Below are 16,248 nucleotides of genomic sequence, written 5' to 3' on the forward strand. Positions count from 1 at the left end.
CTTCAATTGTTCGGCGATTTCCGAGCACAAAGGATGACAGCTATTCAGGGATCTCGTAAAATTCGTTTTATTCTAATCGAAATATCACACAATTATGAGCAAATATTCCAACGCGAAAGAGCTTTCAGGACTCACACTGGGTCAAAAGACCGATTATGCCAACCAGTATGATGCTACCCTTTTGCAACCTGTACCACGAAGCCTAAACCGTGACGACCTTGAACTCGGTGATAGCTTGCCATTCCAGGGCTGTGATATTTGGACTATGTATGAGATCTCTTGGCTCAATGCCAATGGCTTGCCACAGGTCGCTGTTGGTGAAGCTTACATCCCAGCAACCAGTACCAACCTTATCGAATCTAAGTCATTTAAGCTGTATCTCAACAGCTACAACCAAACGCGATTTGATTCATGGGATGAGGTGCAAAGCACCATCGCCGGCGATCTATCAATCTGTGCCGGTGAAACGGTGACGGTAAAGCTTATCCCAGTAGGTGACTTTGAAAACACCCAGATCGTTGGCATGAAGGGCGAGTGCATCGACAACCAAGATATTCGTATCGACAGCTACGACTTTGATGCAGCACTGCTGGAAGGTGCATCTGGAGAGGAAGTGGTTGAAGAAGCGCTACATAGCCACCTGCTAAAATCCAATTGCCTTATCACCAATCAACCTGATTGGGGCAGTGTCGAGATCCAATATCACGGCGCAAAGATCAACCGTGAAGCCCTGCTACGCTACCTTGTTTCGTTCCGTGAACATAATGAGTTTCACGAGCAATGTGTTGAGCGTATCTTCACAGATATTATGGCGTACTGTAAGCCAACAGAGCTAACCGTGTATGCTCGCTACACGCGCCGTGGCGGTTTGGATATCAACCCGTACCGCTCAAACCAGCACAGCGCACCTTCTCACAACATGCGTATGGCACGACAGTAAGCACTCTCAATTAATGGAAACCGTCATGGGCTCAAAAATTTGGACAGTATTGGCTCTGCTTTGCTCACTGATTGCAGGAGCAGCGCACGCTAAAACGTCCTTTACGTCTCCGATTTTAGTAGAGGCGGATAAGTTGGTAGATATTGAACCGGCAAAAGCACTGGAGATTGCCAACAAGTATCTGACCGATCGTACCTTTGCTGAGCCTAATGACGACCGACTACCGAAACTCAAGCGTGATGACACTGACCAGCGTATTCGCACACCGCTAAGCAGTGTCAATGCGCTGCAGATCGTTGCCAAGGCTCAGTTCAATCTAGGTGATAGCCAAGCTGCCATGCAGAGTTTGCTGCTTGCTGAGTCGATGACCGAAAAATACCAATTGCTGTTTTTGGCGCTGGATGTGCGTATCCTGAAAGCTAGGCTGCACTGGCTTACCACGAACGAAGCAACCAAAGCCTTGGCGACACTCGAGCAAGTTGAGCGTGATCTCGTATCAATTCGCAAAGGACAAAACATTGCCAATCGAACCAGCTATCGCATCAAGATTTTGCAAGCGCAGATCGCTTCTAACGAAAACGATTTTGAGCTAGCCAATAGCCTGTTCCAAGCGGCGCTGTCTTATATCCCGAATGACAAGCTATCAAAATGGCAAATCGACTTTCATACCAAGTTTGGTAAGCACTATTTACATCACCGTCGATACAACGAAGCCCTGTCTGAACTGCTACTCGCTTACTGGTCTGCCATTGAGCTTAACAGTAGCGACCAGCTAGCGAGTATCAACCAACAGCTTGCACAACTATTTATGCAACGCCAAGTACTCGACAAAGCGCTTGAGCACTTGTCACAGGCGGCTGACTTCTACGGTACCTACCCAGAATCCCCAATTCTTGCTGATGTGCTCAAGCAAATGGGGGATGTGTATTATTTGCAAGGTAAATACAACCTAGCGTTAGTGCACTACTTCAACGTGATCGATCAAAAGAAGACTGATAAGAACATCGAAAAAGTTATCGATATTCGCCTGAGTCTTGCGTCCACCTATTTGCAGCTCTACAACTACCCATTGGCGGAGCAGTATTTGGCACGTGCTGAGAAACTACTTAGCTACTCAGATCTACCAGAGCTTGAGACCAAAGCGGCGCTGCTTGATGCGGGACTTGGTTACTTCCAGCAAGATAACAAGCAAGTGATTGAGCAAGCGAAACGAGCATTGACACTCAGCCAATCACTCGCCATGAGCGAGTCTATTGAACAAGCTTCACTCGAGCAGCAAGCGTATCAATTACTTGCACTCGGTTATGAGCAAAGTGGCAAGTTTAAACAAGCATTCAGCAACATTAAAAAAGCCAACTCACTGCGTATTTATCAACAGGCTCAGCTCAATCAAATCAGTGAAGAAGCATTCCGTAAGCAAAGACAGTTTGTCGAGCAAGGTCTGCATTACGAAATCCAAGAGCAAGAGCTTGCTGAAGCGCTAGAAAAACAAAACAAATTTCAAAAAGTGGCGCTTGGTCTATTCTGTATAGCCTCGCTGTTGGCACTGATGGTACTGCGCCTAAGCTACACCAATAGGCGCAATAAGAATGAGGTTGAACAGCTGAATGAAAACCTGTTTACCCACGCGCGTTCAGGTCTGCCGAATCTGCGTCTTCTCAATGCTAACTTGCCAAGCTCTCTGCAACGTACTCAGCGCTACTTTGAGCAGTGGCAAGTCGGCGAACTTATCAATGAGCCGCTCAGTGACCGCTTACGCTTTGTGATGATTGATGTCCCGTTTCTTCGCAATATGTATCTGCAAAACGGTTACGAAGCAGGCTTAAAGTTGGAACGCGCATTTGGTGAGTTTATTCGTAGCAAAATTGAAGCGCCAGCTCGTATCTATCACTTTTCTGATGCTAACTTGCTGTATATCGAGCCAAGTATCAAGCCACGCACGGCGGAAAGTCTGTTTGAAGAGATTCAAAGTTGGATCAATGATTTTGAGCAGGATCGGAAGATCAATCGCATCGTACGAGTCGGCATGGCCAACTACCCATTCCTACCTCGCGCCTACACTGCCATCAACGACAAAGAGCTGCTCGATATCTTATTAGTCGCCACACACATGGCGCGCGAAGTCAGCATGCGCGAAAGCCAAAGTCATTGGGTTTACCTCAAGGCGATTGATAATGCTCCAGCAGCGAGTCTTGCCACCGACAATGTCAGACAAGCCTGTCGCACAGCGATAAAACAGGGGTTAATAAAAGTTCACTCTTCTTCTCAGAATGAGGACGGGTTCAAAAAATCGTTGATGAGTGAGTAAAAAGTCCGCAGTTGAACACTGAATAACGTGACGTTGTGATGTTTTTTGATATTATCGATCAATACATCAATAAGATTCCCATCTGGTTTGTTTTAAAGGATTTATGAGCTCACAGGATAGCGAGACATTAGAGCATCTCCACCAGCTTAAAGTGCAGGTGGAGCAATTACGTGTAGCTCATCGCGATGCTTCGCTTAAGTCGCGTCGTGAACAAGCCATCCTCAAACGTTTCATTTCGACACTCAGCAATAGTCATATTGGTGCCCACTCGCGCATTGACGATAAACTGATTGAACTCCGCCAAGAATTAGAGCATAACAAGGACATTAGTACTCTGGTGCCCAAGTTTGCCATCTTGGAGCGTCTCATCGGCCAAAGGTCCGTTTCGATGGAAAAACAACAGCTATCATTGGAAGAGCAAACAAGGCGCAGTGGCGAAACACTGCAGCGCATTGGTGGCTTGCCTGCTCAAATCAAACGCGACCTGAGGAACGTATTGGCTTTCAACGATAAAAGTTCGTTGAAGCTCACTGACAATGCCGTCAAGCTGCTGGCCATTTATGAGCGCGCGACCAAGATAATCACTTCCAACTCTGCATTATTACCAAAAGAATCGGAGCCAACCGAGAATAGTGGTTTACTACAGAATCTCAATGAAGAGCTGCAAAACCTCATTACTGAACTTGATTTCGATGGTGAACCGGGTGAACAGTTATTCGAGATCCGTTATAAGCTACTCACGGACGCTTCATCGAATCAATTACTCGAGCATACCTTGCAGGTGTTAAGACTGGTCATTGACGCCACTAAATATGAACGCCGCACCTCGCAGCAGTTCCTAGAACAAGTCAACGGCTCACTTTCTTCGTCACTGAAGAACAACTCGCAAAACCTCGACCAAAGCCAAATCTACTTTGAGCAGCGCCAAAATATGAGCAAGGAGCTGCACAACCTGGTCTCTAGTGGTAAACGTGGCATTGCCTCAGTGCAAGACTTAGAGGAAGCCAAACGTGCGATGACGCCATTGTTTGCTCAGCTTGCGTCATTAACGGAGCGTCTGCAACATGCCGAAGTAAGAGAAGCTGCGCTGATTGAGCAGATGGCACACAACAAGAACCAGCTTGAAGCACTTTACGATAACACACAAGACTATCGTCGCCGTTTAGAAGACCAGTCTCAACGTATGCTGCTCGACCCACTGACCAAGGTTTATAATCGCACAGCTCTTTTAGATAAGCTTGAAATTGAATACCGCCGCTGGCTGAAGAATCAGCACCCACTCTGGGTTGTGGTATTTGATATCGATAAGTTTAAGAGCATCAACCACAACTTTGGTTACAGTGCCGGTGATAAAGCACTAAAGATCATCGCCAAAACCATCGCCAACTCGGTCGACAAAACCGATACCGTCGCACGCTTCTCTGGTGAAGAGTTTATTTTGATCATGCCCGAGCAGAACGAAGCAACAAGTTTGGCAAAAGTACGTGAGATCCAGAAAAAAGTCAGTAATTTGCCGTTTAAGTTCCGCGACCAACTGCTCACGATTACCTTAACAGCAACCAGTGCGCTGTTTAGCCAAAATGACATTCCTGAAGATGTGTTAGAGCGTCTACACAAAACCTTGTCCCACACACAAAAGCTTGGCCCGAACCAGCTCGCGTGGAACCCATAATCTCGCTATATTTTTCAGATAGTTATAGAAACCTTCCTGACATTTGCTACTCTAATAGTTAATCGCTTGTAAATTTTGGCCAAAAGCGCCCGTATAAACCTTGCGATAGATAACTATAACAATGAACCCAAAACACCTGCGTTCTCGATTCAGTGGGCACCCGAACAACCAACTTTCTCTTGCCCCACACAAAAGATCGCAGTATTCGGTTCTAGATAAGGAATTTGCTTATGATCACTCACATTAGTCCCGCGGGTAGCATGGATCTTTTGTCTCAACTCGAAGTTGAGCGCCTTAAAAAGACCGCGTCTAGTGACCTATATCAGCTGTATCGCAACTGTACGTTAGCGGTACTTAACTCTGGCAGCCACACCGATAACTCAAAAGAGCTACTGGATAAACACCAATCCTTTGATGTCAACGTCATGCGTCGTGAGCGCGGCATCAAGCTCGAACTCACCAACCCACCAGAGCATGCGTTTGTCGACGGTCAAATCATCAAAGGTATTCAAGAGCACTTGTTTTCGGTGTTGCGTGATATCGTCTACGTCAACATGCACCTTGCAGACAATCAGCGCCTAAATCTGACCAACTCGACCCATATTACCAATCTGGTGTTTGGTATCCTGCGTAATGCAGGCACTTTGATTCCCGGTATCGACCCAAATTTGATTGTCTGCTGGGGCGGTCACTCCATCAATCCCACTGAGTATCAGTACACCCGTGAAGTAGGTAACGAGCTTGGTCTTCGTGAGCTGAACATCTGTACCGGTTGTGGTCCTGGCGCGATGGAAGGCCCGATGAAAGGCGCAGCGATTGGCCACGCCAAGCAGCGTTATACCCACCAGCGCTATCTAGGCCTAACTGAACCGTCCATCATTGCTGCTGAGCCGCCAAACCCTATCGTTAATGAACTGGTCATCATGCCAGACATTGAAAAGCGTCTTGAGGCGTTTGTGCGTATCGCTCACGGTATTGTCATTTTCCCTGGTGGCCCGGGTACAGCCGAAGAGCTGCTCTACATACTGGGCATCATGATGCACCCGAATAATACTGAGCAGCCGATGCCAATCGTGTTAACGGGTCCAAAAGAGAGTGAAGCGTATTTCCGCTCTATTGATGAGTTTGTGCGCTCGACACTCGGTGAGGAAGCCACCAAATACTACGAGATCGTCATTGCTGACCCAGAAAAAGCCGCCAAGATCATGAAGCAGGCCATGCCAGCAGTAAAAGAACACCGCAAGAAAAATGGCGACGCCTACAGTTACAACTGGTCACTGCATATCGAGCCGGAGTTCCAACTGCCATTCGATCCAACCCACGAGAACATGGCTGGACTCGATCTTCATCTGAATCAGCGCCCAGAAAACTTGGCGGCAGCACTGCGTCAAGCCTTCTCAGGCATCGTCGCTGGTAACGTGAAAGCAGAGGGTATCCGAGAAATTGAGCGCCATGGACCATTTATGATTGATGGAGACAAAGCCTTGATGAAGAAAATGGACAAACTGCTCAGCGATTTTGTGACTCAACAGCGCATGAAACTACCGGGTTCTGAGTACATTCCGTGTTATCGCATCGCGAATGGCGAATAAAACCTGAAACTCAGTAGCGTTTTATTTACAATAAAGCCACGTTTCCTCGTGGCTTTAATTTTATGTCAATTCATCTTGTTATCATCGATGCTCTAAACCTGATCCGCCGAGTCCATGCGGTGCAACCCGATCCCACTGACATAGAAAGAACCATACAGACTACCTCTCGTACACTACGCCGCATCGTTGATGAAGCGCAACCGACGCATATTATTGCGGTATTCGATCACCACGAACAAGACAGAGGCTGGCGCGGGGACATCCTGCCTGAATACAAGCAGAACAGAAAGCCAATGCCAGAGCCGCTCTACAATGGTCTAGATAAAATCCAAGATGCGTGGTGGCAGCTCGGTATTGATTCACTGCTCTCCGAAGGCGATGAAGCGGATGACTTGGTAGCAACACTTGCCGTTAAAGTTGCCAGCCATGGTGAGAAAGTCACGATTATCTCGACCGACAAAGGTTATTGCCAACTACTCTCCCCGACTCTACAGATACGAGATTACTTCCAACATCGCTGGCTGGATGCGCCTTTCATTGAGCAAGAATTTGGCGTAAAACCAGAACAGCTTTCCGATTACTGGGGACTAACAGGCGTGAGTTCGTCACAGGTACCGGGCGTTGCTGGAGTTGGCCCAAAGGCAGCAAAAGAGATTTTGACCACGTACAACGACATTGAGTCGGCGTATGCCTCTGATGAGCTTGCAGCTAAATATCGCAAGAAACTCGACGAGCATATTGAGATGGCGAGAAAATCAAAGCAAGTATCGGCACTCAAAACAGATATTGAGCTCGGTTTTAATTTGCAGGATATTCGATTTGAAGGCCTAGGCACGAATACCTAGACCTTTTAGAGGCGCTCTACACCAAATTAGTATGGTGAGATATTGGATAGCACTTGAATATGCACCGTGATTTCCTCACGGTCATGGTACAAGTGCTTCGCTTGCAGCTTGAACTTCACCTTGTTCTCAATCAGGAAGATCTTTAGGTTCTCAATGTCTTGTAGAACCTCATCATAGCGACCTTTCATTGGCAGTTTAAGGTTGAAGATCGTCTCTTTCGCCCAGCCACGAATCAACCACTCACCCATTAGCTGTGCAACGCGAGACGGTTTCTCGATCATGTCACACACCAACCAAGTGACGTTCTTGCGCGGTGGCTCAAACTTAAAGCCATCTTCTTGATGGTGCTTAACTTGACCAGTTTCCATTAGGCTATCTGCCATCATGCCATTATCAATCGCATGGACGAACATAGAGCGGCGAACCAACTGATACGTCCACCCACCAGGACACGCACCAAGGTCAACACCCCACATGCCTGATGCTAAGCGCTCATCCCACTCTTCTTTGGGAATGAACACGTGAAATGCTTCTTCTAGCTTTAACGTTGAGCGGCTTGGCGCATCTGCCGGGAACTTAAGACGTGGAATGCCCATAAAGAACGCAGAGTTGTTGTTCGGGTAAGAGTAACCCACATAACAATGGCCCGGTGCGATAAAGCAGATGTGCAATACCGGCTTTTTAGCATGCTCTTTATTAAACAAGTAACCCTTGCCACGCATTGCTTGACGCACTGGCACGGTAAACTTACGGCAGAACTTGAGCAGCTCTTTCGCTTCGTTGGTGTCTGGAGTTTCAATACGGATATCGCCACAACGAGGGAAATCTTCCACTTCATCGAGCGCAGCCAGTAGCGGAGAAATACGATCATCGGATGGCAAAGCTTCAAGCTCGCTAGCAATCGCAAACATTTGACGAGCGAAGATAAGCGATTGGAAATCAATATCGCGGATAAGCCTGTCCGCATCACCGTCTTGGTAACACTCGAAAATCACGTAGCCTGAGTTGTTTTTGACTCGCGGGAAGCCGAATACCTCTAGGGCTGTCGCTTTGTCTTGAATTTCGCCTGCACACTCTTTCTCGAATCCAGAGCGGCAATAAAGCATTACCTGTTTCACTGATTGACTCCATCTTTGTTTGTTTCGTCAGTCATCTGATATCCAGCATAAGCGAGGAATCCCCAACCTACCATAAACATCACCCCGCCCAGTGGAGTAATGGGACCAAACCACTTCACTCCTGTTAGCGCAAGGGCGTATAGACTACCGCTAAAGAAAAGGATGCCGATGATAAAGCAAATCGCGGCGCGATGAAATGCCTTTTGCGCTTTCTCTGCCCGGCTATGTAATGCAAAAAGCGCACATAACAACAGTGCTAGGGTATGGATAAACTGATAGGTCACACCCGTTTCGAAAACGCCCAGAAGATAAGGCGACAGAAAGCTTTTAAGGCCATGAGCCGCAAATGCCCCTAGCCCGACACTAAGAAGTCCCGACAACGCAGCAATAATAATGAGTGTACGACTACGCACTGGCTTCTTCCATATCATTGATGCCTTTAATAAACAGCGCTAAACGATCGGCGGCCATTTGGCGGTTTTGCGCTTCGGTGAAACCCGACGATTTTCTTGGTTTAAAGCTGTGGTCGCCATCGGGTACAAAGCTCACTTCGACCTTATCTGATAGAATAAAGTCTGCAAATTCTTCTTGCTTACCAAAGGTGTCACGCTCACCTTGTAAGATAAGACATGGCTTTGTCATCGTCGCCAAGTGGTCGCCTTTGAAGTTTTCTGGCTTACCCGGCGGGTGAAAAGGAAAGCCTAAACAGGCAATTGATTTCACTAGTTCGTGCTCAGAGAGCAGTGACGCCATTCGTCCGCCCATCGACTTGCCACCAATGACAATAGGCGCGCCGTTAGCAACGTGCTCTATTACCTCTGTCATCGCCTCAAGTAGCTTTGGCGCGCGATCTGGCGGTCGCTTTTTGCCGTCTTCTGCACGTTTCACCATGTAAGGGAAGTTGAACCTGACAACGCGGATACCCTTTGTAGATAAACGAGCAGCCATATCTTGCATAAAGTCATGCTCCATACCCGCGCCAGCACCATGAGCAAATAAAAACAGCGGACCGCGCTCTGGTCCATCAATAATAAGCTTAGTCATCTAATAATACCTCTTGCTCACTTTGTGCTTTAGCTAGCATCCAATCTCTGAATGTAGCGATTCGTCCCATGTCGGCCTGTTTATCATGGCACACTACATAGAACGCATTTTTACTGACCAATACTTCATCAAATGGCGCAATAAGTCGACCAGCATCCAGCTCTGGCTGAGCGAGAACATTATTTCCTAATGCAATGCCTTGGCCGTGTGCTGCGGCTTGCAGAACCATAGTGGAGTGACTGAAGATCGGACCATGATTGACGTTCACGCCTTCAAGGTTATTTTGTTTAGTAAACTGCTTCCAGTCTTTACGCGAGGTATCATGCAGCAATGTGTGCTTAGAGAGATCTTCAAGCGTATTGAGTGGTTTAGAGCCGAGCAAAAGAGCGGGGGCACACAAGGGAACCAAAAACTCTTGATATAGTTTGTCAGCACGCAGTCCCGGCCAGTTGCCGCGACCGTAGTAAATCGCAACGTCAACGTCGTCGGTTAACGACCCTTCATCCATATCCACCGCTTTAATACGCACATCGATATCAGGCTCTTGCTCATTAAAGTCAGCGAGGCGAGGCACAAGCCACTGAATGGCAAAGCTAGGTGGTAAGCTGATGGTCAGAGCGCCCTTCTCACTGCGCTCTAGCACCTTATCGGTCGCTTCGGCCAAAGATGTGAAAATATCTTTGATATCAAGAAAGTAGCTTTGGCCTTCTTCGGTAAGTAGCAACGAGCGATTTCGACGGCGAAACAGCTTTAGACCTAAAAATTCTTCAAGCGCTTTGATTTGATGACTGACTGCCGCTTGAGTAACAAACAGCTCTTCCGCCGCTCGAGTAAAACTCAAATGGCGCGCGGCGGCCTCAAAAACTTTGAGCGAATTGAGGGGAGGCAAACGTCTCGACATAACGACTCTCTAATGCATTAGTTTTTTTAATCTGAAACATTATAATTTGTCCATTGCCGAACAGCCAGAGAAATTCTATATTTCACCCCGTAAACGCGAGTCTGAACGGCTCGGTTCTCTCTAGAACCGATTGACTTGCGCTTGCGATGTTGTGTTTGCAATCTCGATTTTCGAGTTAGGTAGAATTCTACCACCACACCTTGGCTAGTTATCCCCTAGTTGATGTGTGTACTTCCTGTATTTTTGACCTGTCTGTCAAATTTTCTTACACCGCCTATATGGCGGTGTTTTTTTATCTAAATTTTATTCACTTACTCAGTGATAAATTGTCCCATAAAAAAACGGCCACCCAAGGTGACCGCTTTCTATAGTTTTGTTAATAGCTGAGCTAATCGTTTTTCGTCGGATTAGTCTTACAGACCTGCATCAGCAAAGACTTGATTCACAATCTCTTGTGCTTCAGCTTCGATCTGTTTTAGGTGCTCATCACCCTTAAAGCTTTCGCAGTAGATTTTGTAGATATCTTCTGTGCCTGAAGGACGCGCAGCAAACCAACCATTTGCCGTCGTCACTTTAAGACCGCCGATGGCTGCACCGTTACCAGGAGCGTGAGTTAGACGAGCGGTAATCGCATCGCCAGCCAGTGTTTCCGCCGATACCATTTCTGGTGACAACTTCTTAAGTACGTTCTTCTGCTCTGTATTTGCCACAGCTTGAATACGATTGTACTTAGACTCGCCGTGTTTAGCCGCTAGCTCTTCATAGTACTGCTGTGGGTTCTTACCCGTTACCGCGGTAATTTCTGCTGCTAACAGGCAAAGAATGATGCCATCTTTGTCTGTTGACCAAGGCGTACCATCTTTACGAAGGAAAGACGCACCAGCACTCTCTTCACCACCAAAGCCAAACTCACCGTTATAAAGGCCATCAACAAACCACTTGAAGCCAACTGGCACTTCGCACAGTGTACGGCCAAGGTCAGCAACAACACGGTCAATCAGTGCACTTGATACCAGCGTCTTGCCCACAGCAACATCATCACGCCATTCGCTGCGATGACGGTATAGGTAATCGATACATACTGCTAGGTAGTGATTCGGATTCATTAGACCTTTTGGTGTGACGATACCATGACGGTCATAATCTGGGTCATTACCAAATGCCAAATCATAATCATCTTTAAGCGCTAGAAGGCCTGCCATTGCATATGGCGATGAGCAGTCCATACGAACCACACCATCTTTATCAAGCGACATGAATTGGAACGATGGATCAACGGCTTCACTTACCAAGGTTAGATCTAGGTCGTACGCTGCACCAATTTGACGCCAGTAGTCGATGCCTGAACCGCCCAATGGATCAACACCAATCTTAAGGCCTGCTTTTTGAATCGCTTCCATATCGATAACGTTGACTAGGTCATCAATATAAGGCTTCACCAAGTCACGCTCTTCAAACAAATCATCCGCTTTAGCAACCGCGATAGGTAGACGCTTCACATCTTTCATCTCGTTGCTGATGATTTCGTTAGCACGATCTTCAATCGCTTGAGTGAGCTCTGCTTCAGCAGGACCACCGTGAGTTGGGTTGTATTTGATACCACCATCTTGCGGTGGATTGTGCGAAGGTGTGATCACAATGCCATCGGCTTTTTTATCGCTCATTAGATTGTGCGTTAAAATCGCATGTGAGATACCTGGTGTTGGCGTGTAGCCGTTATCTACTTGCGCAATAACATGAACACCATTCGCAACCAATACTTCAACCACAGTCGCGAACGCTGGCTCAGACAAGGCGTGGGTATCTTTACCCACAAACAGTGGGCCTGTCGTGCCTTTCTCTGCGCGCACTTCTGCTACCGCTTGTGCAATAGCAAGAATGTGGTTTTCGTTAAACGTCGCTTTGTCCGCGCTGCCGCGGTGACCAGAGGTGCCAAACTGAACACTTTGTGCCGTGTTGTCCGCTTCTGGTTGAATTAGGAAATAATTGGATACTAGCGCTGGAATGTTATGAAGGTCTTGTTGCAAAGCCTTCTGGCCCGCGCGTGGGTGTATAGCCATAACTGACGTCCTTTCAAATTTAAGCTTAAAAATACAAAAAACCTCATAATACTCGTTTAAGTTTGAACATTATGAGGTTTAAATCGAAAATCTTAGATAGAAGCCGTGACTTTCTCGATGAGCTCAGCGGGGAACTCCATCATGGTCATCACCTGTTCGACCATCTGCCTTTTGCGGCTAGTATTGGTGTTGGTAATCACCCAAAGCGGCGTATTTGGAATGGCTTTTGGCTTGGTCGTATTACCGCTTTCTAGTAGCGTCGCTTCATTGTTTGCGAAGTAGACTCGCTTGCGGCCTTTTACTTGTGTCGCCTCAGAAAAGCTTTCTGGGTTCAAGCGATGCAACGTAGATAGCACCAGCATAAAGCGATCAATGGCTTTTTTCAGTCCAGCGAATTCGTCAGAAATCAGTAGAGAGCGCATCTCTTTTACTGAATCAACGGTTTCTGCTTTTGGTGCCTGTTTACTCACGACAATCGTCTTAGCGGCAGCGGGTCTCTGTTCCGTCTCGGCTGCATCTACCTTTAATAAACGTCGTAAGATATCTGAAGCACTTTCGCCAATGTGGTGGGTCTGGCTTGCAATGTAACGGTATAGATCCTCATCAACCTCAATTGTTTTCATTCGCTTTTCACAATCTCTATGTTTAAACTCTGGATGATTATAACGAGTTCCGCGATGAACCTCCACGTTAAACACATCACGAATAACAGAAAATGTCAGCTTTATTAAACTACAAAAGAGAAGGTCAAGGTACGCCAGTCGTTCTAATCCATGGACTGTTTGGTGACCTGAATAATCTTGGCGTGCTCGCCAGAGAACTGAAACAGGATCATGACGTCATTAGTGTTGATCTAAGAAATCATGGTCGCTCATTTCATAGTGACGATCACGATTATGCATTAATGGCGAGTGATATCATTACGTTACTAGAAGATCTCAACGTCGAAAGGCCTATTATTATCGGCCACTCAATGGGCGGCAAAGTCGCCATGAAACTGTGTGACTTTGATTACCCGATTGAGAAGCTTGTGGTGATGGACATGTCCCCAGTTAAATACACCACCCGCCGTCACGATAATGTGCTCGCTGGCCTCAACGCAGTCTGTCAGCAAACTCCGAAGACTCGCGCCGACGCCATGGCAGTCATGAGTGAACATATTGAAATAGAGGGCGTGCGTCAGTTCTTGGGCAAGTCACTATATAATGCGGGTGAGCACATGGGGTGGCGCTTTAACCTTAAGGGGTTGGAAGCAAATTATTGGAACATTCTAGACTGGCAGCCAATCAGCAAAACCAGCACGCCAGTTCTGTTTCTTAAAGGAGCCGATTCCGATTACCTACAAGCCGCTCACCAAGCACTAATCCAACAGCAATTTGCGCAAGTTAAGGTGCATATTGTTGCCAATACCGGGCACTGGTTGCACGCAGAAAAGCCCAACGAAGTACTGCGCGCGATACGCAAATTCATTTAATTTGACCTGTATCGTAACCGGGTTGATTTCCATGGATTAACTTTACCGAGTAACAATGGTATAGTTCCGCGCAAGCATATTGGCACAAAGGAATACCATGCTTTACGACTATATAGATAAACTCGAGTCCATTGGTTTGGATCTGTTGTTTGCGTCGATCTTTTTTCTGATCGGCATGGCAATCAAAGATGTACTAAAACAAGGCAATGTCCCGGTGTTTGGTCGACGTATTGTGTGGCTTGTGCTGTTCTTAGGCTGTGCAGGTTTTGTCGCGAAAGGCATTATTCAGCTAAGCTGGGAAGGTACAGGACTAGGCTAACTATCTCCATTCCTGAGTCCAACGAAGACAGATAAAAAGGTACTGAATTTATGGCAAGTGTAGGTCTATTCTTTGGTAGCGATACTGGCAACACAGAAGCTATTGCAAAGATGATCCAAAAACAATTGGGTAAACAGCTCGTTCACGTTCAAGACATTGCTAAAAGCAGCAAAGAAGACATCGACAACTTCGATCTGCTTCTACTTGGCATCCCAACTTGGTACTACGGCGAAGCGCAAGCAGATTGGGATGACTTCTTCCCAGAACTTGAAGGCATCGACTTCTCAACTAAGCTAGTCGCTATTTTTGGCTGTGGTGACCAAGAAGATTACGCAGAGTATTTCTGTGATGCGATGGGCACAGTGCGTGACATCGTTGAAGCGAAAGGCGGCACTATCATCGGCTACACACCAACTGAAGGTTACGAGTTTGAAGCATCTAAAGCGCTAGTTGAGGGTGATGAATCTCAATTTGTTGGTCTATGTATCGATGAAGATCGCCAGCCAGAGCTTACTGACGAGCGCGTATCAAACTGGACTAAACAGATTTACGAAGAGATGTGCCTAGCTGAGCTAGAAGACTAATCTCTACGCTTTAAAAAAACCTCCTAACGGAGGTTTTTTTGTATCTGAATATGGCAACAACAAATCTTACCTCTAGGCATTAACCGACTCTGATTCCACATCCCGGAACTGCGCCTTTTTACGAATGTAGAGCTTACGCTGGATAGTCGACACTATCTCACCTTTGTCATTTTGAATATGACTGACAAACTCAGGAAAACACTTCTCACCGGTCTGAGTGCTCCTCAAAATGTCCTCTAGCATATCTTGGCTGATGACAAACTCTGCTCGCAAATCAGAAAACCCCGGCTTAATAAAGTCAATGCTGGCTTCCTTATCCCAAACATAATACTGCTCACGTAAAATTCCCATTAACATCAATGAGTAAATAGGATCCGTCATCGCAAAAATGCTGCCACCAAACTGAGATCGATTGGCGTTTTTGTTCCACCATCGCAATTTCAAGCGCACTTTGACACTGCGAAAATCATCACTGATCTCCTCTATACGGATACCCGCTCCCCAGAATGGCGGCCAGATGTTTAGCGCGAACTTAACGTACTTAGGTTTGTATATTTTGGCGAGTCGTTTATCCATCTGATTCATCCATTACTGCAAGTCCATTAAATGTAAACAGATTGTAACTGGTCAGATGTGTTTGTAAAGTGACACAGTTCCACTTCTATGTTAATAGTTAGTAACCCTTTGAACTTCACGGTTTATTGTTACGCGCTAGTACCCTATAATGGACGGATACATGAAATCTGTTTATTGCTGCAGATCATCACAGGAAAGTTTATGTCAGACAATAACAAGGCACTTAAGGACGCGGGACTGAAGGTCACGTTGCCTCGACTAAAAATTTTAGAAGTACTGCAGAAGCCAGAGTACCAACACATTAGCGCAGAAGACTTGTATAAAAAGCTTATCGACCTTGGCGAAGAGATCGGTCTAGCGACAGTTTATCGCGTACTTAACCAATTTGATGATGCTGGTATCGTTACTCGCCACCACTTTGAAGGCGGTAAATCAGTATTCGAACTATCAACTCAACACCACCACGACCATCTAGTCTGTCTAGACTGTGGCGAAGTGATTGAATTCTCTGATGACCTTATCGAGACTCGTCAGAAAGAAATCGCATCGAAATACAACATTGAGCTGACTAACCACAGCTTGTACCTATACGGTAAGTGTATTGGCGGTGCTTGTAAGACTGATCCTAAGGCACATAAGCCTAAGTAAGTCTTTATTTTGATATGAAAAAACCAGCCTTGTGGCTGGTTTTTTTGTGGGTTGGGTTTGGTGGGTGCTGTTTTTACCCCTCCTAGCCTCCCGGCTACGCGCCCCGCTTTTAAGGGGAGGAACCATAGGCTCGCTGCGCATCGCCTTATAAAAAGTGCAATGTTACG

The 16,248-nt window shown here is 46.6% G+C and carries 16 protein-coding genes; 9 read left to right on the forward strand and 7 right to left on the reverse strand.

The genetic code is table 11. The annotated features are described in order from the left end of the window. The first annotated feature begins 94 nt into the window (after positions 1–94). From queF to xni, 5 genes are all read left to right on the forward strand, one after another. A complete protein-coding gene (queF, locus tag ACVA6Q_RS09515) occupies positions 95–940 on the forward strand; it encodes an NADPH-dependent 7-cyano-7-deazaguanine reductase QueF (protein WP_353496923.1) in 846 nt (281 codons plus the stop codon). A 25-nt stretch (positions 941–965) separates the two neighbouring features. Further along, complete coding sequence (locus ACVA6Q_RS09520; RefSeq protein ID WP_446647356.1) at positions 966–3,248, forward strand: tetratricopeptide repeat protein; 2,283 nt, start codon at positions 966–968, stop codon at positions 3,246–3,248. A gap of 103 nt (positions 3,249–3,351) precedes the next feature. Continuing rightward, positions 3,352–4,920 (forward strand): GGDEF domain-containing protein, encoded by a 1,569-nt coding sequence (locus ACVA6Q_RS09525; protein ID WP_353496925.1) that lies wholly within the window; start codon positions 3,352–3,354, stop codon positions 4,918–4,920. Positions 4,921–5,150: 230 nt separating this feature from the next. Next, complete coding sequence (gene ppnN, locus ACVA6Q_RS09530; RefSeq protein WP_446647357.1) at positions 5,151–6,512, forward strand: nucleotide 5'-monophosphate nucleosidase PpnN; 1,362 nt, start codon at positions 5,151–5,153, stop codon at positions 6,510–6,512. A gap of 62 nt (positions 6,513–6,574) precedes the next feature. Next, positions 6,575–7,357 carry a flap endonuclease Xni gene (gene xni / locus ACVA6Q_RS09535; protein ID WP_353496927.1) on the forward strand — a complete coding sequence of 261 codons (783 nt, stop codon included), beginning with the start codon at positions 6,575–6,577 and terminating at the stop codon, positions 7,355–7,357. 26 nt (positions 7,358–7,383) lie between these two features. Here xni and rlmM read toward each other — a convergent pair whose 3' ends face one another. The 6 genes from rlmM to seqA all read right to left on the reverse strand — a co-directional run bounded on the left by rlmM (position 7,384) and on the right by seqA (position 13,103). Beyond that, positions 7,384–8,475 carry a 23S rRNA (cytidine(2498)-2'-O)-methyltransferase RlmM gene (gene rlmM / locus ACVA6Q_RS09540; RefSeq protein WP_446647358.1) on the reverse strand — a complete coding sequence of 364 codons (1,092 nt, stop codon included), beginning with the start codon at positions 8,473–8,475 and terminating at the stop codon, positions 7,384–7,386. Further along, positions 8,472–8,888: a DUF423 domain-containing protein gene (locus ACVA6Q_RS09545; RefSeq protein WP_446647359.1), complete on the reverse strand. Its 417-nt coding sequence runs from the start codon at positions 8,886–8,888 to the stop codon at positions 8,472–8,474. Before ACVA6Q_RS09545 ends, rlmM begins: the two co-directional genes overlap by 4 nt. Then, complete coding sequence (locus ACVA6Q_RS09550; protein ID WP_353496930.1) at positions 8,881–9,519, reverse strand: alpha/beta family hydrolase; 639 nt, start codon at positions 9,517–9,519, stop codon at positions 8,881–8,883. Before ACVA6Q_RS09550 ends, ACVA6Q_RS09545 begins: the two co-directional genes overlap by 8 nt. Beyond that, positions 9,512–10,420: a transcriptional regulator GcvA gene (locus tag ACVA6Q_RS09555; protein WP_353496931.1), complete on the reverse strand. Its 909-nt coding sequence runs from the start codon at positions 10,418–10,420 to the stop codon at positions 9,512–9,514. The genes ACVA6Q_RS09550 and ACVA6Q_RS09555 overlap by 8 nt, the downstream gene beginning before the upstream one ends. Before the next feature lie 413 nt (positions 10,421–10,833). After that, on the reverse strand, positions 10,834–12,480 hold the full coding sequence (pgm, locus tag ACVA6Q_RS09560; RefSeq protein ID WP_429761043.1) for a phosphoglucomutase (alpha-D-glucose-1,6-bisphosphate-dependent): 1,647 nt from the start codon (positions 12,478–12,480) through the stop codon (positions 10,834–10,836). 92 nt (positions 12,481–12,572) lie between these two features. After that, positions 12,573–13,103: a replication initiation negative regulator SeqA gene (seqA, locus tag ACVA6Q_RS09565; protein WP_353496933.1), complete on the reverse strand. Its 531-nt coding sequence runs from the start codon at positions 13,101–13,103 to the stop codon at positions 12,573–12,575. A 92-nt stretch (positions 13,104–13,195) separates the two neighbouring features. On the opposite strand from seqA, the gene ACVA6Q_RS09570 reads away from it, so the two are divergent. The 3 genes from ACVA6Q_RS09570 to fldA all read left to right on the forward strand — a co-directional run bounded on the left by ACVA6Q_RS09570 (position 13,196) and on the right by fldA (position 14,857). Continuing rightward, positions 13,196–13,954 carry an alpha/beta fold hydrolase gene (locus tag ACVA6Q_RS09570; protein WP_446647360.1) on the forward strand — a complete coding sequence of 253 codons (759 nt, stop codon included), beginning with the start codon at positions 13,196–13,198 and terminating at the stop codon, positions 13,952–13,954. 97 nt (positions 13,955–14,051) lie between these two features. Then, complete coding sequence (locus tag ACVA6Q_RS09575; protein ID WP_042496654.1) at positions 14,052–14,273, forward strand: DUF2788 domain-containing protein; 222 nt, start codon at positions 14,052–14,054, stop codon at positions 14,271–14,273. A gap of 50 nt (positions 14,274–14,323) precedes the next feature. Further along, positions 14,324–14,857, forward strand: a complete 534-nt coding sequence (gene fldA, locus ACVA6Q_RS09580; protein ID WP_112459625.1) for a flavodoxin FldA — start codon at positions 14,324–14,326, stop codon at positions 14,855–14,857. Between the two features lie 72 nt (positions 14,858–14,929). Here fldA and ACVA6Q_RS09585 read toward each other — a convergent pair whose 3' ends face one another. After that, the gene (locus tag ACVA6Q_RS09585; RefSeq protein ID WP_446647361.1) at positions 14,930–15,433 is read right to left on the reverse strand and encodes a DUF4442 domain-containing protein; all 504 of its coding nucleotides are present in this window, start codon (positions 15,431–15,433) and stop codon (positions 14,930–14,932) included. Positions 15,434–15,634: 201 nt separating this feature from the next. Here ACVA6Q_RS09585 and fcrX point away from each other — a divergent pair, with 201 nt between their 5' ends. Continuing rightward, entirely contained in the window at positions 15,635–16,081 is a 447-nt protein-coding gene (gene fcrX / locus ACVA6Q_RS09590; protein ID WP_112459624.1) for a ferric iron uptake transcriptional regulator FcrX, read from the forward strand. The last annotated feature ends 167 nt before the right edge of the window (positions 16,082–16,248 follow it).

The organism is Vibrio sp. DNB22_10_4 (assembly GCF_052879755.1).